The 21521-nt window shown below is 35.6% G+C and carries 16 protein-coding genes and 2 tRNA genes; 10 read left to right on the forward strand and 8 right to left on the reverse strand.

Translation table 11 applies throughout. The features are described from left to right. Positions 1 to 141: 141 nt before the first annotated feature. Both IPJ80_04350 and IPJ80_04355 read right to left on the reverse strand, forming a co-directional pair. Positions 142 to 216 (reverse strand) — tRNA-Val (locus tag IPJ80_04350). 165 nt (positions 217 to 381) lie between these two features. Next, positions 382 to 1833: an oligosaccharide flippase family protein gene (locus IPJ80_04355; GenBank protein MBK7912711.1), complete on the reverse strand. Its 1452-nt coding sequence runs from the start codon at positions 1831 to 1833 to the stop codon at positions 382 to 384. Between the two features lie 101 nt (positions 1834 to 1934). Here IPJ80_04355 and IPJ80_04360 point away from each other — a divergent pair, with 101 nt between their 5' ends. The 4 genes from IPJ80_04360 (at position 1935) to IPJ80_04375 (ending at position 6489) form a co-directional block, all read left to right on the forward strand. Next, positions 1935 to 4349, forward strand: coding sequence for a gliding motility-associated C-terminal domain-containing protein (locus tag IPJ80_04360; protein ID MBK7912712.1), 2415 nt, complete (start codon positions 1935 to 1937; stop codon positions 4347 to 4349). 28 nt (positions 4350 to 4377) lie between these two features. Further along, positions 4378 to 5478 (forward strand): VIT1/CCC1 transporter family protein, encoded by a 1101-nt coding sequence (locus IPJ80_04365; GenBank protein MBK7912713.1) that lies wholly within the window; start codon positions 4378 to 4380, stop codon positions 5476 to 5478. Positions 5479 to 5523: 45 nt separating this feature from the next. Continuing rightward, positions 5524 to 6306 carry a phosphatase PAP2 family protein gene (locus IPJ80_04370; GenBank protein ID MBK7912714.1) on the forward strand — a complete coding sequence of 261 codons (783 nt, stop codon included), beginning with the start codon at positions 5524 to 5526 and terminating at the stop codon, positions 6304 to 6306. 112 nt (positions 6307 to 6418) lie between these two features. Beyond that, positions 6419 to 6489, forward strand: a tRNA-Cys gene (locus IPJ80_04375). An 84-nt stretch (positions 6490 to 6573) separates the two neighbouring features. Here IPJ80_04375 and IPJ80_04380 read toward each other — a convergent pair. After that, on the reverse strand, positions 6574 to 7617 hold the full coding sequence (locus IPJ80_04380; GenBank protein ID MBK7912715.1) for a T9SS type A sorting domain-containing protein: 1044 nt from the start codon (positions 7615 to 7617) through the stop codon (positions 6574 to 6576). 274 nt (positions 7618 to 7891) lie between these two features. Between IPJ80_04380 and IPJ80_04385 the strand changes: the two genes are divergently transcribed. The 3 genes from IPJ80_04385 (at position 7892) to IPJ80_04395 (ending at position 13183) form a co-directional block, all read left to right on the forward strand. After that, complete coding sequence (locus tag IPJ80_04385; protein ID MBK7912716.1) at positions 7892 to 8494, forward strand: histidine phosphatase family protein; 603 nt, start codon at positions 7892 to 7894, stop codon at positions 8492 to 8494. 69 nt (positions 8495 to 8563) lie between these two features. Beyond that, on the forward strand, positions 8564 to 8920 hold the full coding sequence (locus IPJ80_04390; protein MBK7912717.1) for a hypothetical protein: 357 nt from the start codon (positions 8564 to 8566) through the stop codon (positions 8918 to 8920). Positions 8921 to 9241: 321 nt separating this feature from the next. Beyond that, complete coding sequence (locus IPJ80_04395) at positions 9242 to 13183, forward strand: gliding motility-associated C-terminal domain-containing protein (protein ID MBK7912718.1); 3942 nt, start codon at positions 9242 to 9244, stop codon at positions 13181 to 13183. 158 nt (positions 13184 to 13341) lie between these two features. Here IPJ80_04395 and IPJ80_04400 read toward each other — a convergent pair whose 3' ends face one another. Further along, on the reverse strand, positions 13342 to 13731 hold the full coding sequence (locus IPJ80_04400; GenBank protein MBK7912719.1) for a hypothetical protein: 390 nt from the start codon (positions 13729 to 13731) through the stop codon (positions 13342 to 13344). A 302-nt stretch (positions 13732 to 14033) separates the two neighbouring features. On the opposite strand from IPJ80_04400, the gene IPJ80_04405 reads away from it, so the two are divergent. The 3 genes from IPJ80_04405 (at position 14034) to lysA (ending at position 17791) form a co-directional block, all read left to right on the forward strand. Next, positions 14034 to 15170 (forward strand): hypothetical protein, encoded by a 1137-nt coding sequence (locus tag IPJ80_04405; GenBank protein MBK7912720.1) that lies wholly within the window; start codon positions 14034 to 14036, stop codon positions 15168 to 15170. Between the two features lie 24 nt (positions 15171 to 15194). Continuing rightward, positions 15195 to 16493 carry a hypothetical protein gene (locus IPJ80_04410; protein MBK7912721.1) on the forward strand — a complete coding sequence of 433 codons (1299 nt, stop codon included), beginning with the start codon at positions 15195 to 15197 and terminating at the stop codon, positions 16491 to 16493. Positions 16494 to 16555: 62 nt separating this feature from the next. After that, complete coding sequence (lysA, locus tag IPJ80_04415; GenBank protein MBK7912722.1) at positions 16556 to 17791, forward strand: diaminopimelate decarboxylase; 1236 nt, start codon at positions 16556 to 16558, stop codon at positions 17789 to 17791. 191 nt (positions 17792 to 17982) lie between these two features. Here the strand turns inward: lysA and phoU are convergent, their stop codons facing one another. Genes phoU through pstC form a run of 4 tightly spaced genes read right to left on the reverse strand, consistent with a single transcriptional unit; the run spans position 17983 to position 21519 of the window. Then, on the reverse strand, positions 17983 to 18657 hold the full coding sequence (gene phoU, locus IPJ80_04420; protein MBK7912723.1) for a phosphate signaling complex protein PhoU: 675 nt from the start codon (positions 18655 to 18657) through the stop codon (positions 17983 to 17985). An 11-nt stretch (positions 18658 to 18668) separates the two neighbouring features. Then, positions 18669 to 19427, reverse strand: coding sequence for a phosphate ABC transporter ATP-binding protein (locus IPJ80_04425; protein MBK7912724.1), 759 nt, complete (start codon positions 19425 to 19427; stop codon positions 18669 to 18671). A 4-nt stretch (positions 19428 to 19431) separates the two neighbouring features. After that, positions 19432 to 20313 (reverse strand): phosphate ABC transporter permease PstA, encoded by an 882-nt coding sequence (gene pstA, locus IPJ80_04430; protein ID MBK7912725.1) that lies wholly within the window; start codon positions 20311 to 20313, stop codon positions 19432 to 19434. A gap of 3 nt (positions 20314 to 20316) precedes the next feature. After that, the gene (gene pstC, locus IPJ80_04435) at positions 20317 to 21519 is read right to left on the reverse strand and encodes a phosphate ABC transporter permease subunit PstC (GenBank protein ID MBK7912726.1); all 1203 of its coding nucleotides are present in this window, start codon (positions 21517 to 21519) and stop codon (positions 20317 to 20319) included. Positions 21520 to 21521: the final 2 nt, after the last annotated feature.

Genomic DNA, 21521 nt, shown 5'->3' on the forward strand with positions numbered 1-21521 from the left:
TGTTTGTTTGTTTGTTTGAAAATAAATCTTAAAACTCAAAGGTTGCGACCAAAAGTATGAATTGTTTGGTGAAATGGGTGATTTTAATTTATACCTTTTTCCTAAAACACAAAAGCCACCTTTAAGGTGGCTTTTGTTTTGTGGGAGATACTGGGTTCGAACCAGTGACCCTCTGCTTGTAAGGCAGATGCTCTGAACCAGCTGAGCTAATCTCCCTTTTTATTTTATCTCCGTTGATCCTTGACCCTGGCGCTTCTAGCGCCATGCTCTGAACCAGCTGAGCTAATCTCCCGAATTCAATAGGGGCTGCAAATATAATGGAGCTGTCTTTTATTACAAAACAAATTTAAAATTTAAATTATTGTATTGATATTCAGGCCTTTAGAATGATTGGACTTCCGATTTTAAGCGTATAAAATCGCGTAAATCTATCATCTTTAATAAGATTGCCAGGAAAAGGATCCCAACCAAAGATAAGCTCATTCCAATACGCCAATCGTCAATATTGGATTTTAAGAGAGAACTTACACAATAGGCCATGAGCATTAGAAAAATCATTTTTAACCAAAAGATTGATTTTAAATGGATGATTTGTTTTTGCTGTAAGTAAATGATTTGAATACCAAACAAAAAACTATGCGTAATGACCGTGACGTATGCTACTCCAATCAATTGTAAACTTTTAATCAAGTAAACATTTAATATAAAGCTAATAATACCCGCCAACATGTAAAATAAAAACAATTGCCGCTCTTTGTGTATTGCTTGAAATAAGGCTCCAAAAATATAATTTAAACTCGCTGGTAAAAAAGAAAGCATTACTAAACAAAAAATAAACTCCCAATAATTGTTGTTTTGATTGTATAGTAAATTCATGATTTCCTTTGCATAAAAACAACTGCTCATAACCAATGCAATTGTAAATGCAAACAATAAATTCAAAGCCATTTTTAATAACTCTGTCAGTTTTTCTTCATCCTTGTATAAAACTGAAAACATTGCCAGCAATAAACTTCCAAATGCAAGAGAAACCATGCTGGATGCTTCAAAAATACGCATAGAGGCCGCATAAATTCCAGCTTGTTCATCACCATTTTCAAGCCATTTGCCTATTAATAACACATCCAACTTATTATAGATCGTACTAAATAAAAAAATCAGGCTAAATGGAATGCAAGCCTTTATAATGGGCTTCAACTGCATAAAATGGAAAGTCGGCCAGTTTATCCGAATCCCCTTAAATAACAAAAAACAAAGAGCAAGAACCAAGCAACAGCCAATCGAAACGGTTTGAATCCAAACAAATCCTTGAATACTCAAATACTGTTTTAATTCAGGATACCACAAAATTAAAGCCCCAAAAACAATCAACAAGACCCGATCTAAAATGGAAAAGAAACTATCCGTTTTATAATAACCTAATCCGGAAATTACCGATCGAATGAAAAATACCGCACTGATTAAAATCTGATTGAATACTAAATGCAGAATTAATGCAATTTGGATCTTTTCATAATCAAAAACCAGGATAATCAGTACAATACAAATTGTGTACAAAAAAGAAAGTATGATTTTTAGACCTATTAATTGATTGAAATTATTTTCAATGTTGGCTCTGTTTTGACTTACATAACGATTGGTATAATTTTGAATTCCAAAATCATTGATGAACTGAAATAACAAAGTAAAATTGAGTAGTTTATAATATAAACCATAATCCGTCGTACCCAAAACCAATTGAAATTGACGGTCTATCCCCAAAAGGTAGATGGCTTTAACAAACAAATTCAAGCCAAGTAATAAGACAATATTAATTGCAAAGGTCTTTTTCATGAAGGGTTTGCAAGATACAAAGCATTCTCAAGCGATTTGATTCGAATAGACTTATTACATTCAATTGAAATATACTACATTGTCATTAAATTGAATTTATTATGCCACATACCATTCGCATATTTCTTTTTACCATTGTATTATTTATTATAAATCAGGGAATTGCGCAATCAATCCGCTTCCAAAAAACTTACGGCCCACAGGTCTTTGTCCCAGGAAGTAAAAATAACGAAGCCAGTTTTTATGATGTGGAAACACTTTCTGATGATGGATTTGTAACGCTTGGATTTCTGACAGACACTTTGACGCCTCAGCATTCAGAAGGCTTTATTAGTCGTTATGATTGCACCGGCCACGTGCTGTGGACTAAATCCTTGGGTGCTTCAGGAGCTCCTACCAACACCAATGCAGGCATCGTTGAAACTTCGGAAGGCGATATCGTTTTCAGCTTTAACCTTGGAACCGGCTTTTTTCTTGCATCCATTTTAGCAGGACGAATTTCAAAATCAGGACAGGTCATTTGGATGAAACGCATTGGCAACAATACCGAATTCGGGAGAGATTTAGTCCAAACTCCGGATGGAGGTTTTGTTATAGTAGGAAATACTGCTTTCTACGGTACAGATAAAATTGCTGCAGACATTTATATATTGAAACTGGATGCTATGGGAAATATCTTGTGGTCAAAAACTTTTGGCAATCCTGCAGGAACTTATGACGAAGCTTATGCTGTAAAGCTCGACTCAAAAGGAAATCTGATTGTCACAGGTCGATGCATTGCGGATGCTACATTTCAGGCATTTATTTTAAAAGCTGATCCTATTGGGAATCCCATTGCATTTAAAACCTATGGATACACCAATCAGAGTACCAGTGCATTTGATTTATTGGTAGACGCACAGGATAATTATCTGATTACGGGATATACTACCATTTTGGAAATCGACTATACCAGCTCTGCAAGTGACCCATTTTTAATTAAAGTGGATAGTGCCATGAATACCGTATTTGCAAATGTTTATGAAGTTAACTATGGACGAGACCTTAGCACGATCGGTGAGGGTCTTGCATTATTAAACAATGGAGACTATGCAATTGGTGTAAGTACTTTGTCTTTTTCAGCCCATGATATTTCAGGACCCAATGCTCCCAATAAAAATGCATTGTACGTCATTCGAAAAGATGGTAGCATACGGAAAGCATTTTTATACAACATGCACGGCTCTCAGTATACCCGTGTGCGAAAAAGCAGCATGGGCTCTGTTTTATTGGGTGGATTTTCAAGAGCCTATACTGATAAAAATGTCAGTCAGGGTTTGATTATCAAAACGGATAACCAATTTCTTTCAGGTTGCCATGATATTGATGTAACCCCTGAATTAGCAATTTACAAACCCACCTGGCAGATAGCTGACTTTAGCTATCAATTAAAATCAGGACATCGCATTATTGATTATATTAACTACAAGGATTCTTTATTAAAAGAATTCACATTATGCGAAGAAATTCCCTTACTGACACCAGAATTTGATGCGCCTAGTGTGGTGTGCCCTGGCGAAGTTCAGTTCATCGATCAATCTGCTGGTCCTGGAACAGGTTATTGGATCATTGATCAAGATACCATTCGACAGGATGGTGATCTTAAATACTTATTTCATAATCCCGGAACGTATGCCGTGACACGGGTTTTGCAATTTAGCTGTGTGGTAAAAAGCATAACTAAAAATCTGATTGTAAAATCCGGTTTTGTAGATACTGTTTTTGCAAGCATTTGCGAAGGATCTAGTTTCTCTTTTAAAGGAAAAAATTTTGACAAAGAGGGAATTAATTTACTTACAATTCCTGGACAAAGCGGAGTTTGCGATTCAACATATATAATTGATATTAAAAAAATCAAAGTCGATTCAACCACGATTTCTCAGGAATACTGCGGTAAAGAATTTAATCTCCACAATCAAAGCTATACAAATCCCGGTAAATATCAATTGATTCTTAAGAGTCAAGCAGCTTGTGACAGCTTGATAATAAATTTGAACCTTTCTAAGGTTTATAAAACAGATACCCTTATTGAATTAGACACAGTATATTTTTGCGATCATTTTCAATATGGTGATACAATCCTAACCAAATCCGGTATTTATCAAAAAGTTGCCTTTGATACCCTTGATGATTGTGGCATTAAATATTTTAATGCTGTTTTAATAGATGACTGTGATTGCTTAAAATTTCCAAATGTTTTTACTCCCGATAATGGCGATCAATTAAATAATGATTTTAGGCCTGCAAATAAATGTGGGGATGTAATTGAAGAGTATAAGATAAAAATTTACAATCGATGGGGACAAATTATTTACGACTATTCAGGAGATTATAAAATTGGTTGGGATGGGAAATTTAAATCTTTACCAGCTCCCGTCGAAACCTACATGTACCTGGCAGAATATAAAATTCGTTATATTGAAAACCAAGCAGCTGTAACTAAACTAAAATCCGGATCCTTTAGTATCATCAGGTAGATTTTAATCTTAATTACAAGATACAAAGATGATTAATCAGAAGAACATACAAACCGAAGTAGATGCAGGTTTTTTATATTCCTATTTAGCAGAAACAGAAAGTGATCCGAATGTTGCTAAGATTTTTTATGAAATGGCCGACATTGAATCCGGTCATGCAAAAGCTTTTCTTGCCAAAAATAGTATCGGACTTTCAAAATTACCTAAACCATCCTGGAGAGCGAAAACTTTAAAAATGGTTGGAAAATTTTTCGGAAACGATTATGTTCTTGGTGTATTGTTAGATACTGAAAAAAGTATTTCTAATGCTATTTTAAAAACAAGATCTGAAGGGAAAACAAATCCATCTATTTCTGATACTGCGCATGTGAGTATCTTAAAGAATATACTTAACACGAATACCACGATATCTGGAACAAGCCTTGCTCGTTTTGAAAAAAGGCACCGTTCCGTTGGAGGCAATGCATTGCGGGCAGCTGTTTTAGGAGGAAATGATGGACTGGTCTCCAATTTTAGTTTAGTTATGGGGATTGCAGGTGCAACCAGTGGACAAAATGAAGTATTGTTGACTGGCTTGGCAGGATTATTGGCAGGAGCCTTATCCATGTCCTTGGGTGAATGGATTTCGGTTAAAAGTTCGCAAGAGCTCTATGAAAATCAAATGCAATTGGAACTGGATGAATTGGAAAGTAATCCTGAAGGAGAAGAAAGAGAAATGGCTTTAATTTATATTGCAAAGGGTATTCCAGAAGATCAGGCTCGAAAAATGGCCAGTGAATTGATTAAAAATACAAAACAAGCTCATCAATTATTGGTCAAAGAAGAATTAGGGATTAATCCGGAGGAATTAAAAGGTTCTGCAATGGAAGCTGCCATAACTTCATTTATATTATTTGCGGTTGGGGCCGTTATTCCTGTGATTCCTTATTTTTTTATTGGTGGCATGAAAGCCGTTTTCTTTAGTGCCGGATTGAGTGCTATTGGATTATTTATAATTGGTTCGTCCATTACTTTATTCACAGGAAAAAATGTTTGGTATTCTGGTATAAGGCAAGTTCTTTTTGGTTTAATGGCTGCTGCAATAACTTTTGGCATTGGAAGTTTGATTGGTGTTTCAATTGCCGGTTAATTTTCATTCAATGCAATTAATATTGAAGATCACTAAATCAAAAAGATGAATTTAAAAATAAGTTATTACCTATTATTTGCTTTCATGTCCTTTGTATCTTACTCGCAAATAGAACCAGAACGTCATCTGATACCGAAATCAGAAACCTTAAATTCAACTGACAAATTATTAAAGTTTGATTACAAGCAATTGATACTTCCTTCAATTGGAATTGTGTATGGAATTGTAGGCATTGAAAATCATACGTTGCGATTTATTAATGGTACGATACAACATGAGCTTGGAGAACATATAGATCGCAAATTAAGTATTGACGATTTTAGTCAGTATGCACCGGCTGCATGTGGATTGGGTCTTGATATTTTTGGTTTAAATTCTAAACACAGTTTAAAGCAACGAAGTATTGCATTGACCTGTTCCTACATCATTATGACTGCTGTCGTTTTGAGTTTAAAATATAGTACCAAGATTGAACGTCCTGATAAAACTTCATTTAATTCGTTTCCTTCCGGACATACTGCAACTGCATTTGCCGGTGCAGAGTTTTTATGGCAGGAATACAAGGATCATTCTATCTGGATTGGGATAGCAGGTTATACTATTGCAACAGGAACGGGAGTATTTAGAATGCTTAATAACAGACATTGGTTGACCGATATCGCAACAGGAGCCGGTATTGGAATGCTGAGCACGAAACTAGCCTATTGGCTCTATCCGGGTATCAATCGAACCTTATTTAGGCAGACTCAAAAGTCGGTAGGAATGGGTATTTCTCCGGATTTTTCTACTGATTATTTTGGTATAAAGATCTCAATATCAGGAATATAACTCAAATTAAAGGATTTTTTACCCGTATAATTATCATGAATTACTTAAAGGGAAGAATTACTAAATCATTTAAAATATTTAGATGAAACAAGTATATTTGCCCTCCCTTTTAGGTCGGGTGGCCGAGTGGCTAGGCTCAGCTCTGCAAAAGCTGCTACAGCGGTTCGAATCCGCTCTCGACCTCAACAATCACATTTCCCCTTATTCTCCCGGATAAGGGGATTTTTATTTTAGTTTATATTGTTTCAAGGAACAGCAAAATTCCTTTTATTTTATCAACAACAATTTATTGCTAATTGTCTTTCCATTAAATTGGATTAAACAGGAATAATTGCCGGCTGGCATATTGCTAGCATCCCATTCTACTTCATGCGTTCCGCTTTCTTCAATTTTATCAATTAGCTCAGCGCATTGAATTCCATTCGCATTGTAAATGCTAACTTTTACCCTTCCTTTCTCCGGTAGCTGATAACTGATTTTTGTATTGCTATGAAATGGATTTGGAAAATTTTCATTTTTAAAATCTTGGACAGACTTTTCATCGGCAACAGAAGTCAATACGGCTAACACACTGGTTTCCCATGAAGTGCCTACCCGAATGGCGTCGATTTTAATGTCACAACCGAGCATACCTGTTTGTGCATAATTATTGCTTAAACAAACAAATGCTTGTCCTGTGAAATCATCCCCATCAATGGTTCCTGCCAATGGAATATTAGGTTCTTCAGCGGGCACTCCATTTGTAAATACATACAACCTGGATGAATCATTGCTTGTACCTGGATAAATGGCATATTTCAGAACGACGAGGTAAGTTTTATGTATCTCAAAAGTTGAATTACTAAAATCTACAATTCCAATCTTCCGAACACCCAGGTTAAAGCTTGTGTCAGTTAGCCTTTTAATATGTAAAGCAGTATTAAGATTGGTGCCACCTGTATTTGGATTGAAAGAAATGCAGTATCCTTGTGTAAGGGTCGTAGGCAGGCTATCAACTTTAATTAATAAAGACATGTATGCTGCACCTGAAGTAATGTCTGGACTAAATCTTCTCAAAATAACATCTCCTTCACCTGCATTTTTAATTTGGCTGCAATTCCCCCGACCCGATCCAACATATCCATCATATTCAAGTCCGGGAGAAACGACTTTAATATTGAAATCTGAATTTATACCACTGCGATACCAATTGCCTAAATTTTCTAAACTATCAATTGGATCAAAAATAAAATCTTCTGTAAGTACATTTTGGGAATATAAACTGAACCCACCTAGCAGGGTAAAAAATAAAGACAGGTAGCCGTTTTTCATTGCAATATGTTTTTTAATTAATTTTTTTCAAAAGGGGAATTAAAGTCCCTAGATCAGATTTAATAAATTTATTTGGAATATTCCAGAACAAAATTAAAAATATTTTCAATAAACATTAGTTTTTATTAAAATTCTAATCTTAAGGATTCCGCATCCGTTCAATACCATAATTATTAGAATGAGTCTTATTCTAACAAATTAATTCTAAGCTTAGCTTGTTACAACTTAACTTGCGACTGATATTTAATTTCTACCTTTACACAAATCTGTTATCATGCCTATATATAAAATAAGCTTGTATTTGGTATCCTTAACACTTTCCTCCTTTTTCCTTTCATGCGAAAAAGATCCGGAAACCATTATAAAAACAGTAACTGTGACCGATACCTTAGTAATCCATAAAACGGATACGTTAATTCTAAAACAATACATTGAGGATTCTGCAACAACCTTTATTTTGTCCAGGCATACTGAAACTACAGGAATCGGTACAGATCCATCGCTTAGCGCCTTGGGACAAGAACGAGCCACTGAATTGGCCCGGGTTCTAAAAAATACTAAAATTCAGGCTGTGTATTCTACAAACTACAACCGCACCAAAGAAACAAGTTCAAAAATTGCATCCAATAACTCCGTATCCACACAAATTTATGACCCTGCTAAATTGGACGAATTGGTAAACTCCATTTTGAATCAATACCACAATCAGGTAGCTTACATTGTAGGACATTCAAATACCACCAATGTCTTACTCAATATTCTTATTGGTACCAATGTATATGGCAACATACCAGATTCTGAATATGATAATCTCTATATTGTCAATGTAAGTTCAAAGGGACATGCAAAGGTTTTGCATTTGAAATATGGAAAATAATTTTCAACACTATTAATAATAATTGCTGTTTTCTTAATGCCAATTTAATTCCAATAAATTATACTTTTTATGAAACACATCATGCTTTATACCTTATTCTTAATCACAATGAATGGAATTCATGCTCAAACAGTGAATGGGGTTCCTATGGATTCGATTAAAACTGATTATGTTGAGATTGTCGGAACTGAAAAGTTTCTCTCAACCAAAATGAATGTTGAAATTGATTTTGGTCAGCGACAAAAATACTGGTCCCAGAAAGATACCCGGCTGGTTGACGAACAGGGTAAAAGTCTGGAATTAAACAGCATGATCGATGCGCTCAATTTTATGTCCAAACATGGCTATTCATTTATTGATTCATACATCGTTACGAAAGATGGAATCAATGTATATCACTATATACTTAAAAGAATAAACGATTGAATACGCTTGACTTGATTTAAAATCGGATCTGTAACTTCATCTTCTATTCAGAGGATTTCAGTTGCTTATTTAAATTTCTACCAATCCATCTAAATTATTTTCCACAAATAGTGATTGAATTTTGTTGTACTTTTATAGGCAATGGAAATCTCTAAAAGCTTTTGTATTAATATATTACGTATAGAAAAAAGCATTCAAATACTTTTTGTTTTTATACTGTTTAACTTCTTTGCTATACAATCGCATGCACAATGTACAGGCTTGGTCGTTAGTGCGGGGCCAGACTTGGTTAAATGTGATTCAAGTCAAACATTACAATTAATGGGCTCTGTGCAAGGAAACTTTACGAAATTTTATTGGACACCCACCGGAGGATTGAGTAATCCAAATATTTTAGATCCTTTTGTCACTCAAAAAATTCCTGGTCGATATACGTACAAACTGACTGCCGAAGGCATATCAACTACCAATCTCATCAAAAACGGAGACTTCGAAAGTGGTAATTCGAGTTTTAGTTCAAGCTACACCTTTACTCCAGTAAATACTACCGAAGGAGAATACTTTGTTACACCTAATCCTTCTTCATGGAATGGGGGTTTTACCAATTGCGGAGACCATACCACCGGTAGTGGAAATATGCTATTGCTCAATGGGCATCCTGTAGCCGGAACAAATTTCTGGTGCCAGACCATTCCTACAGTTGTTGGAAGAATTTATCAATTTGAATTTTGGAGTCAGTCTGTAGTAGCATTTAACATTGCACAACTCAATGTGAAGGTTAATGGAAATTCTGTTGGCACAACTACAGCAGGTGGTTTGTGCAATTGGGTTCTATACACCGTTCGGTTTACTGCAACGTCAACTTCTACCCAAATCTGTTTAAGTGAATCCACCGGGATTCGGGGTGGCAATGACTTTGCAGTGGATGACATTGCTTTGTATGAAACCTGCATGGAAATGGATCAAGTAGTCGTTGAAATTGTAAACCTGGTTGCCAGAATTGACATTTTGAATCCTCCCAAATGTTCTTCCGATCCATTTGACTTATCTGCGATTGGATCTTCAGCGGGTCCCAACATTCGTTATGAATGGACAACTGACATTGGAAAAATTATTTCAAAAAATGGATTAACTGCTAAAGCCAAAGGTTCCGGTATTTATACCGTAAAAGTAATCTATACCAATGGGGCAGTGATGTGTGAACAGGAAGCCTCCATAGAATTTAATGCTCCCGATGTACTCGCAGGTATTTTGGATATCAATGGGAAAGAAAATTGCCGGAAAGATTCTATCCATCTTAAAGCCTTGATCAATACAGGAAGTGGATTGTATAGTTATAAATGGAGCCCTGATTCCAGTATATTGAGAGGCCAGTCGACGGAAGAAATTATTATTAATACTGCTAAAAAATATTCTGTTACCATTACAGACCAGGGTTCTGGATGCACGCTGGTATTAGACTATGATGTTCCGGCAGATACCTTGAAACCTATAGTTGGAATTTTTGGGGACAGCTTAATTAACTGTAAGAAAAAAACAATTAACATTCATGCAATTCCATCTGATAGCATTAACTATGCAATTACCTGGACCAAACCTAACCTGACCAACACTACGGGCATTTCCACACTTTCAGATTCTTCAACCGGAATTTATAAATTAAAAATTATTGACAATAGAAATTTCTGTAGCGATAGCACATATTGGGTTATTAAGATTGATACCCTAAAGCCGCTTATAGAATTAGGTCCTGATTTAAACATTGATTGTAAAAACAACACAGTTCTTGTTACTAATTTGCAAAATAATAATGCTACCAATTTAAATTATTATTGGAGCTTTAACAATCAGAATAGACCAAAAGAAGACAGTCTTATTAATAAACAATTTACCCAATCTGGAATTGTTCGTCTTAATATACTCGATACCATCAATGGATGCTTTACCAACGATAGTCTGAATGTAATAGACCTAAGAACCATACCACAACTTGATGCCGGTACCGGTGGAACGATAAACTGCAAGACCAATCAAATTCAATTACAAGCACAAATTAATCCAAACGATTCCTTGACCATTCTATGGTCCAGTCCAACCGGAAATGTTGTCTCCGGACAAAATAGCATCAATCCATTGGTTGATAAAAAAGGATGGTATTTCATTCGCATAGTTGATACAACAAATTCTTGTGAAAACATGGACTCTGTTTTTGTCGATGAAAACACTTTAAAACCCATTGCGAATGCAGGGCCTGATTTAGTGTTTAGCTGCAAGGATAGTTTAAAAATTATAGACGGTTCCCTTAGCAGTTCCGGTTTATTCATTTTATACAATTGGACTACTGCCAATGGAACGATTCGCAATGGAAGTACTACCAATCAAATTGAAGTCACGACTCCAGGAACGTACAAATTAATTGTAATGGATACGATGAATGGCTGCAAAGACAGTGCATTGATACAAGTTAATCCAGATTTAAATAAGCCCATAATTCAATTACAAAATCCAGATACTCTTACGTGCATTAAAAAAAGTATCCTTTTATCTGGAACCGCAAGTTCACAAACTGGGAATCCACTAAAGATAATTTGGACAAGCGCTAATGGAAACTTTATCAGTAAAGTAGATTCTGCTTCAGTTTTAATTGACAAACCTGGAACTTATTTATTTACAGCCACTGATCAAATCAATGGATGCCAGACAAGCAGTCAACTGCTTGTCCGAATAGATACCATGGCACCGATTGTCAATGCTGGAGTGGACCAATTTTGGAATTGCGAAACCACACAAATTCAATTAACAGGTTTTGCTTCAGGTGCAGCGAATGATTTTTTATGGCAAACCAGTAACGGTCAATTGTTAGGAAATCCTGCCAATGCCTCGATTCAAATTGGAGGTCCCGGTTTATACATTTTACAAGTGCAAAATTTAATTAATGGATGCAGAGCCAGTGATTCGATCCTTGTTATTCCGGATCTTGTCAAACCCCCTTTGGTATTATTACCTGCCGGAATCCTCAATTGCAAAGTAGATACTTTAACTTTAGTTGCACAAACCGTAAACCCAATAAACAGGTTCCACTATAAATGGTTAAACAGTTCCGGTGGAATTCTTAGCAATTCAAATTTACCTGTGATTCAGATCAATAAACCCGGTTGGTATTATTTTACTGTAATTGATACTGTAAATAAATGCAGCTCAGAAGATAGTTTATTGGTACATGAAGATCGAATAAAACCTATTGTCACTGTTTCGAAACCATTGGAACTTACTTGTTCCAGAACAACGACCCAATTAGATGGTATTATAACCAATGCCGGTCCGAATTTTTCCACAATTTGGACCACATCAAACGGAAACATTGTTTCAAATCCAAATGATATTCATATAGATGCAAATAAAGAAGGTCGGTACTATGTTATTGTGACGAATCCTATTAATGGATGTACGAGTCAGGATTCAGCAGATGTAATTGAAAATAAAAATCTCCCAACAGATTTTCAATACATAGCGCAACAACCAAAATGCCAGGGTGAAACCGGAACAATAATAATATTGGGAGTTACCGGAGGTCAATTCCCATTGAGCTATTATATAGACAATGTTTTGATTGCTGGAAGTAGTGTTTCAAACTTAAGTCCTGGATTGAAAAAGATTAAAATCGTAGATTCAAACGGTTGCGTGCTTGTAAAAGATATTTTTATAAATCAGGCCACACCGGTTGGAGTAAGTTTGCCTCCCAGTGTAAAAATAAATCTAGGGGACCAGCTAACATTAAATCCAATATTTACAAGCCCTCCGGATTCTATTGCAAGCATACTCTGGAGTCCTGCAGATCATTTAAGCTGTACAGATTGTCCAAATCCTGTTGTTAAAAACCTTGAAAATGAAACTTCATTTACGGTTAGCTACATCACAAAGAATGGTTGCACAGCTAGCGCCACGATATTAATACAGATTATAAAAAGAGGCATTTGGCTACCAAATGCATTTAGTCCAAATGGAGACAATATCAATGACTGGTTTTATCCTATTGTTGCTGAAGACAGTTATAAACAGATTAATTACATGAGCATTTACAATCGTTGGGGTGATCAGGTTTATTACAAAACAAATTTTCAACCAAATGATCCTTCCCAGGGCTGGGATGGAACTTTCAAAAATCAAAAATTAAATCCTGGCGTATTTATTTACTTGATTGAAGTGGAATGGACCAACGGAGAAACTAAAAAGCTTTGGGGTGATTTGAGTTTAATCCGTTAATTTTATTCATAGTGATTTTTCAAGTTAGTTCAGAATTATAAATTGATCTGAAATTATACGTATTTCATTTTTACAAAAAAAAAAAAAAAAAAGGATCCAGTTGACTGGACCCTCTTTTTCTTGATAATGAAATATTGTAAAACAAAAATTGCTTTAGTTTATTTCTTCATTTTTAATGATTTTGAATCATCTGTGGCAGTTCCAACTGGTGGAGGTGTAGTTGTTGTTGGTGTAGAGCTGCTTGTTGTTTTCTTTGGAGTCATTTTAGTTGACTTTGCAGATTTCATTTTCTTACAAGCATCACCACATACGTGACCTTTTTCACCATGAACATAAGCATGTGCTCCATCCTTACAAGCAACTGTACAAACGTGATCTTTCATTGCAACTGGAGCAGTTTCAGCTGTTGGTTTTACAGAAACAGCACCTGTTTTTTCTTTTGGAGTTGTAGTTTTTGGAGCTTTTTCAGTTGGAGTTGAAGTTGATTGCGCATTTGAAGAAACGAAAACACATGCAGCCAAAGAGAAGAATAATATTAATTTTTTCATTTTAAAAGATTTAAGATTAAATAAATTTATTTCTATTAAGTACCAAGAATTTAACAAAGGTTAGCATTCCTTAGTGAAATTTATTTCCTGGTTTTTCCCGATTGGTCTCATGTAGTTTTATTTAGACTACAAAAGAACGAAAGCGGTAACTATACATTATAATTCCATTGAATAATATAAGAACTTTAATAACCCGCTATTTTTATGCCATAAATTCTATTTTTTAATAATTACATAAAATCTTAGCGCAACGAAATTAGTAAGAATTTTAAGATTTTAAATTATTTTCGCATCCAGTACAAATGTCTACAGAATTAATATATAAAACCCTCATTAAAAATCGTTTAGTTACAGGAAGACCCAATTTTTTAAAAGCTCCGGGACGCGTAAACCTAATTGGAGAACATACTGATTACAATCAGGGCCTGTGTTTACCGGGTACATTTCAAAAAGCCATCTACTTTGGTTATGTTCCTTCCGGAGAATCTGAAATCATCAGTCTCAAGTACAATGAATCCTGGTTTCCAAAATCGCAACATCAAATTCCCGGTTGGGCAATCTATTTTAAAGGAGTTTGGGACCTTTTGAGACAAAAAGGATATTCCTGGCCTGATTTTAAATTGGCCTTTGATGGCGACCTGCCAGTTGGAGCAGGCCTTTCTTCTTCCTCTGCCATCAGTTGTGGATTTATTACCATATTAAATGAGCTTGGATCTTTAAAACTTACAATTGAAAAATTAACGGAGCTTGCCGTTACTGCTGAAAAAGCATCCGGCCTTGAAGGGGGTATGATGGATCAAATCAGTATATTTAATGGCAAGAAAAATCATGCCCTTTTAATTCAATGCAGTGATTGGAATTTTAAATATATACCCATTCCGGAAGGTCCTGTTTGTTGGTTGATCATTGACACTCGTGTCAAACATCAATTAATTCATACTGATTACAACTCCCGATCAAGATCCTGTAAGGAGCTTTTGAAAATCGTCAAAAACTCAATTCCTGAAATTAACAATTTGAGTGATCTCACATGGGAGCAAATTCAGAGCTTTGAAAAAAAACTGAGCAGCCAATTTTTTAAATACCTTATATATATTAATGAAGAAAATCAACGGGTTCTCGAAATGGTTGATTTATTGGAACTCAAACAATTTGAAAATATCGGACGTTGTTTATTGAATGGACATGAAGGACTGAGGAAATTATACAAAGTGAGTTGCTCTGAATTGGATTTTTTAGTTGATTTTGCAAAAATTAGCCAAATGGCCTATGGCGCCCGAATGATGGGAGGCGGTTTTGGAGGAGCTACTTTGCATTTGATACCTGAAAATTTTAAAACAAGCTATACCCAAGGTATAAGCAACGCCTATGCAAATAAATTTGGCTGTCAACCTGATGTATTTGAACTCAATCTCGAAGACGGCATTCAATTTATTTAATACACACTACCAATCTTGTTTTTTATGAATAAATACATTCTGATTTTATTGATTCTATCTGCTTCCACCTCAAGCTTTGCAAAAAAGAAAAGTGATGCTGAATTATTAAAATCTTATTTAAAAGAAAGTTTTCAGGGAATTCAAATTAATGAATTAGATCCGAAAGATAATTTTCAATTTTTTTGGGAACTTATTATTCAACAAGAATTGGACCATTCAAATCCGTCGAAAGGTCACTTTCCACAAAAAATACTATTATATCATAAAGGATTTAAAAAACCAAATGTTATAGTAACAGAAGGTTATCAAGTGGCCGATCGAATTTATGAAGCCAGTTTAATTTTTGATGCCAATCAATTTTCAGTTGAATACCGGTTTTTTGCTAATTCAAAACCTGCAATTATTGATTGGTCACTGCTCAATCAAAAACAGGCATTAGAAGATTTGAATATCATTCAAACTAAATTGTCAGGCATTTATAAAAAAGCTTGGATTGCAACGGGAATTTCAAAAGGAGGCACGACAGCTGCATTGTACAGTTTAAACTATCCAAAAAATTTAAAAGCGAGCATTGCATATGTTGCACCATTTCCTCTGGCGCAGGAAGATCCCCGAACGGTGATACATTATCAATCAACAGTTGGTACACCGGAATGCAGAATGAAAGTCAGAGATTTTCAACGCATGATTTTAAATCATCGAAAAGAATTAAAACAACTTTTGGTAGAAATGGAACAACGGGATGGAGTCATTTTTGAAATAGATAAAGACCGTATAATTGATTTTGCAGCGATGGAATATCCCTTTTCATTTTGGCAATGGGGATTTGGTTGTCAGGAAATTCCAGGATCCCAGGCTACTGCTAAAATTATTTTTGAGCATATAGAAGAGGTCATTGATTTCAATTATTACGACAAAACTTCCTGCACGGAGTATCTCCCAGCGTATTACCAATTTATGACAGAATATGGATATTATGGATTTGATACAACCGGGGTAAGTGATTTATTAATTAATAAGCAATTGTCCAACTTGGAATTTTGTCCAAAAAATGCGAATCTAAGTTATCATGGCGATTACATGAAAACAATGCATGAAAAAGCTACCCATGAAAGTCGCAACATTTTATATATCTATGGAGGCCTGGATACCTGGACTTCATGCGCAGTAAATCCTGATCCAAAAACAAATGCACTCAAGTATGTCAAATATAATGGTGGGCATCGTACCAGAATCCGTGATTTCGGGGATGCTGATAAACAGCAGATGTTAAAAGCTCTTAAGAAATGGACCGGGTGCAAAACAAATAGCCTTCCCTATTAAAATTCGAATACCCAATCACCCATGGGTTGATTTTTTGCTTATTATTGCAAAAAAAATAATTTATGGACTTAATTGATGGTCAATACAGCATTCAGAACATTCCGGTTTCTGAGTTAATTGAAACCTACCATACACCGGTATATGTATATGATTCTTCAATAATTAAAAGACAAATTGACCGTCTGAAAGCAGCATTTGATGTTCCGGAATTAGGAATTCACTTTGCCTGTAAAGCGCTTAACAACATAAACATTCTGAAGTTGATTGAACAATGGGGTGTTGGTTTGGATTGTGTATCTGTTCAAGAAATCTGGACTGGATTAAAGGCAGGGTTTAAACCATCGGAAATTATTTACACTCCAAATTGTGTAGCCCCAGATGAAGTTGAAATGGCCATTCAATTGGGAGTTCAAATCAACATCGATCACATTGAAACCCTAGAATATATCGGCCACCATCATCCTAATGTAAAAATTGGAATCCGCATCAATCCGCATGTGATGGCAGGTGGACATGAAAAAATTTCAGTCGGGCATATTGACAGTAAATTTGGAATTTCAATTTATCAAATGCCTTTGGTGTTGCGATTGGTTGATACGCTCAAATTAAAGGTTAATGGATTGCACATGCATACAGGGTCAGATATTCTGGATGCCGGAGTATTTGCATTTGCATCAGAAATCATGTATGATACTGCGAAAAAATTTCCCGATCTGGAATTTATTGACTTTGGGAGCGGCATTAAAGTTCCTTACAAGCCAGATGACGTTTGTACCGATGTAGAAGAATTGGGTCAGGTACTTTCTAAATCTTTTAATCAATTTTGCAAAGACTATGGACGAAAATTAAAATTGTATTTTGAACCAGGTAAATATCTGGTGTCTGAATGCGGTTTCTTTTTTGTGAAAACCAATGTAATCAAGCAAACTCCTTCTACTGTATTTGCCGGGGTTGATTCGGGATTAAATCATTTAATCAGACCGATGTTTTATGATGCGTACCATCACATTCTCAATGTTTCCAATCCATCTGGAAAACCTCGTGTATATAATGTTGTAGGTTATATCTGTGAAACGGATACATTTGCCAATAACCGGGTTGTAGCAGAAATTCATCCAGGGGATATTTTATGCTTTAAAAATGCCGGAGCCTATTGTTTTACTATGTCATCTAATTACAATTCGCGATTCCGACCAGCGGAGGTACTGATCCATGAAGGAAAACATTATTTAATCCGTCAACGCGAAAGCATGGAGGATTTATTAAAAAATCAAGTGATGGTGGAAATGAATGGCTAAAGACTGAAATACTTTTTTTATAGCACAGCCTAAATTCCTAATTTATCGTGCACTAACGTGGGATTTCCGCTGCACTCTCATAATTCTTAATTATTCATTCTAAATTATTAATTATTCATTCTTCCCGCGAGTACGCGGGATGTCCGCTGCGCTCCTGCAATTATTAATTTTTAATTCTTAATTATTAATTCTTAATTAATTTCCTTCTCCTTTTTCTTATGCTTTAAGATTTTAGCATCCAGGTAGAATATGATTTCTTCTGCTATGTTCTTAGCCTGATCACCAACCCGTTCAATTTTTCGAATGATAGAGAGCACGTGTAGTGTTTGACGTTTCTCATCCGGAAATTTTTCCAAACATTCCAATGCTTTATAGCTGGCAACATCATTCAACTTGTCGAGCATTTTGTCCTTTTTATAAACTGTTCTTGCCAATTTGGTATCTTCCAAAATATAGGCTTCCCTTAATTCTTTAAGCATTTCAATGGATAGCGTGAGCATCTTATCGGCATCCATCAATTTAATTATTTCAGCATTAAATCGATCGTCTGAATCTGATACAAATTCCGAAATTCCGCAAGCAATATCTGCTATGCGCTCCAGATTGGTATTAATTTTCAAGGTAGACAAAACAAAACGAAGATCAGTAGCCACGGGTTGAAACAAGGCAATAAAATTTTCACATGCACGATCTATTGTTAATTCAAATGCATTTACCCGACGCTCTGTTTGTTGAACTTCCAATGCCAGATCGCGTTCAAAATTTTTAAATGCACTTTCGGTATTATCCAACTGCTTGATGGTAAGATCCCACATCTCAATCAGTTGATCTCTCAGTTCCTGTATTTCATTTTCAACTTGCAACATAGTTCAATTTTTTAACCAAAACGTCCGGTAATGTAATTCTCGGTTTGTTGTTTATCTGGATTTGTAAATATTTTCTTAGTTTCATTAAATTCAACCAATTCACCCATTAAGAAAAAACCGGTATAATCACTAACACGACTTGCCTGTTGCATGTTGTGGGTGACTATTAAAATGGTGAAGTTATTCTTTAAATCATATATTAATTCCTCAATTTTACTGGTAGAAATGGGGTCCAATGCCGATGCCGGTTCATCCATCAGCAATACAGAAGGTTCAATTGCCAATGCGCGTGCGATACAAAGTCTTTGTTGTTGTCCCCCCGAAAGGTCGAAAGCCGATTTTTTTAATTTGTCTTTTACTTCATTCCACAGTGCTGCCTGGTGCAAAGCTTTTTCAACTTGCTCTTCGATCACTTTCTTATCCTGAATCCCATTGACACGTAATCCATATGCAACATTTTCAAATATACTTTTTGGGAAGGGATTTGGCTTTTGAAACACCATCCCAATCTTTCTGCGTAAAGCATCAATGGCTGAAGTACGTATTTTATAAATATCTTTCCCATCCTTGAGAATCTCTCCTGAAATTTTAACCCCTTCGATCAGATCATTCATTCTATTAAATAATCGCAGAAAAGTTGATTTTCCACAACCTGACGGTCCGATTAAAGCGGTTACTGTCTTTTCTGGTATTTGAACAGATACATTCTTTAAAGCGTGAAAATCAGAATAATATAATTCAGCGTGTTTTGTTTCTAATTTAGCGTGCATGCTTTTATTTCATTTTTACTTTCTTCCCAAAATGATTGCGCAAATAATTTGCTGATAAATTTACTATAAATACGATTCCAATTAAAACGACCGCAGTGCCATATGCTATCGGCCGACTTGCCTCAACATTTGTGCCACTGGTAGCAATCACATACAAGTGATATGGCAGCGCCATGCATTGATCAAAAACAGATTGTGGTAATTTTGGTAGAAAATACGCAGCTACCGTAAATAATATTGGAGCTGTTTCACCGGATACCCTTCCGATTCCTAAGATTAACCCGGTAATTATATTTGGAAATGCTATAGGAATTACAACTTTTCGTATGGTATAAAATTTTGAAGCACCAAGAGCATAACTCGCATGGCGAAATGTGGAATCCACGGCTTTTAAACTCTCCTCTGTTGTCCGAATGATTAACGGCAATGCCAACAAAGCCAAAGTAAGTGAACCAGCTAATATAGAAGCACCAAAATTAAGTTTGTTTACAAACAAAGCCATACCAAATAATCCAAAAACAATGGATGGGATTCCTGCCAGATTATTCGTCATCATTTTTATAAAGACCTTCAACTTTCCTTCCTGTGCATATTCATTTACATAAATACCCGATAATACACCAATTGGAAATGCAAATAGCATGCTGCCCAATACCAAATAGACGCTACCAACTATTGCTGGAAATATCCCTCCTTGTGTCATTCCTTCAGTAGGCATTTCGGAGAAAAAATTCCAGGTAACAACGGGCAAGCCTCTTTTTAAAATAAAAAACAAGATTAAAAAAAGTATCCCGATAATAAGAATGGAAATAATTCGTGCCAGCCAAAAAAATATATTTTGCTGCAATTTTTTACGCCGGTCAATATGTTTTGGAAATACCAGCATATACTAACTTATTTTTCGTTTCAGAGTAATCCGCTCCACAATTAAGTTTGTCAATAAAGTTATTAAAAATAACATGCAGGCAAGCGCAAATAAAGATTTAAAATGCAATCCACCAAAAGCAGCTTCTCCCAACTCTGCTGCTATGGTTGCAGGAATGGTTCGTACCGGTTGCACAAGACTGTGTGGCATAATTGCTGCATTTCCGGTTACCATTAAAACTGCCATTGTTTCTCCAATAGCCCGTCCGATACCCAAAATAGCAGCCGCCGTAATACCAGAAGAAGCATTGGGCAGAATTACCTTCCAAATCGTTTGCCAATGTGAGGCTCCTAAAGCAAAACTCGCTTCCTTCATAGCCTGCGGTGTTGTCCGGATGGCGTCTTCTGAAACCGTTATGATCGTTGGCAAGGCCATTATTGCTAATAATATACTACCAGCTAAAGCAGTTTCTCCAACCGGCAAATGAAAAACATTCTGGATCATAGGCACTATAATAACCAAGCCAAAAAATCCATAGACCACAGATGGAATTCCAGAAAGCAACTCAATAATCGGTTTTAAAATGTTACGGACTCGATGGTTTGCTATTTCAGCAAGATAAATAGCTGCAGCCAATCCAAGTGGCAATGCAAATAGAATTGCAAAAAAACTAACAACCAAGGTCCCCATTAATAAAGGAAACGTTCCCATTACTGAAGCAGGATGTGCAGTAGGAAACCATTCACGTCCACTCAAAAAATCCCATAAACTGATTGATTTGATTTCGATTTCACGCGTGGATCCTATCAAACTCAATTGTCGCTCTGAAAAAAATGCAATTGATCCCGGAATGCTGTCTAAAAAATGATTCACGCAAATATTCAGGTATTCATAATTAGGACCAAGCTGTTCTTTTGTAAAATGATCCTCCAGATCATTTACAGTAATTGTAATAATGGGATCTTTTGTACCACCTAAAGATTCCCAGGTTTTAATTTTTTGATCGAATATATCCTTTATCTGTTCTGCAGTCAGCTGTGAAACAGGATTTCCTTTACCAGTAAATAAACCATAATGATTTTCAACTGGTGAAGAACCAATGAAAGAGATTCCTTCTTTAAATAGAAACAATACAATTAATAAAACAATAAAGGCTGATATATATCCACAGCCTTTAATGATCCACTCCATGAGTGTTTCTAAATATTGATTGAGAGGTGTTCTCATTT

It is taken from the genome of Saprospiraceae bacterium (assembly GCA_016714025.1).
Lineage (GTDB): Bacteria > Bacteroidota > Bacteroidia > Chitinophagales > Saprospiraceae > Vicinibacter.

Bases quoted from the DNA above. Each gene is read 5' to 3' on its own strand.
- IPJ80_04355 (MBK7912711.1), bottom strand. From the start codon at position 1,833: ATGAAAAAGACCTTTGCAATTAATATTGTCTTATTACTTGGCTTGAAT.
- IPJ80_04360 (MBK7912712.1), top strand. From the start codon at position 1,935: ATGCCACATACCATTCGCATATTTCTTTTTACCATTGTATTATTTATT.
- IPJ80_04365 (MBK7912713.1), top strand. From the start codon at position 4,378: ATGATTAATCAGAAGAACATACAAACCGAAGTAGATGCAGGTTTTTTA.
- IPJ80_04370 (MBK7912714.1), top strand. From the start codon at position 5,524: ATGAATTTAAAAATAAGTTATTACCTATTATTTGCTTTCATGTCCTTT.
- IPJ80_04380 (MBK7912715.1), bottom strand. From the start codon at position 7,617: ATGAAAAACGGCTACCTGTCTTTATTTTTTACCCTGCTAGGTGGGTTC.
- IPJ80_04385 (MBK7912716.1), top strand. From the start codon at position 7,892: ATGCCTATATATAAAATAAGCTTGTATTTGGTATCCTTAACACTTTCC.
- IPJ80_04390 (MBK7912717.1), top strand. From the start codon at position 8,564: ATGAAACACATCATGCTTTATACCTTATTCTTAATCACAATGAATGGA.
- IPJ80_04395 (MBK7912718.1), top strand. From the start codon at position 9,242: ATGGGCTCTGTGCAAGGAAACTTTACGAAATTTTATTGGACACCCACC.
- IPJ80_04400 (MBK7912719.1), bottom strand. From the start codon at position 13,731: ATGAAAAAATTAATATTATTCTTCTCTTTGGCTGCATGTGTTTTCGTT.
- IPJ80_04405 (MBK7912720.1), top strand. From the start codon at position 14,034: ATGTCTACAGAATTAATATATAAAACCCTCATTAAAAATCGTTTAGTT.
- IPJ80_04410 (MBK7912721.1), top strand. From the start codon at position 15,195: ATGAATAAATACATTCTGATTTTATTGATTCTATCTGCTTCCACCTCA.
- lysA (MBK7912722.1), top strand. From the start codon at position 16,556: ATGGACTTAATTGATGGTCAATACAGCATTCAGAACATTCCGGTTTCT.
- phoU (MBK7912723.1), bottom strand. From the start codon at position 18,657: ATGTTGCAAGTTGAAAATGAAATACAGGAACTGAGAGATCAACTGATT.
- IPJ80_04425 (MBK7912724.1), bottom strand. From the start codon at position 19,427: ATGCACGCTAAATTAGAAACAAAACACGCTGAATTATATTATTCTGAT.
- pstA (MBK7912725.1), bottom strand. From the start codon at position 20,313: ATGCTGGTATTTCCAAAACATATTGACCGGCGTAAAAAATTGCAGCAA.
- pstC (MBK7912726.1), bottom strand. From the start codon at position 21,519: ATGAGAACACCTCTCAATCAATATTTAGAAACACTCATGGAGTGGATC.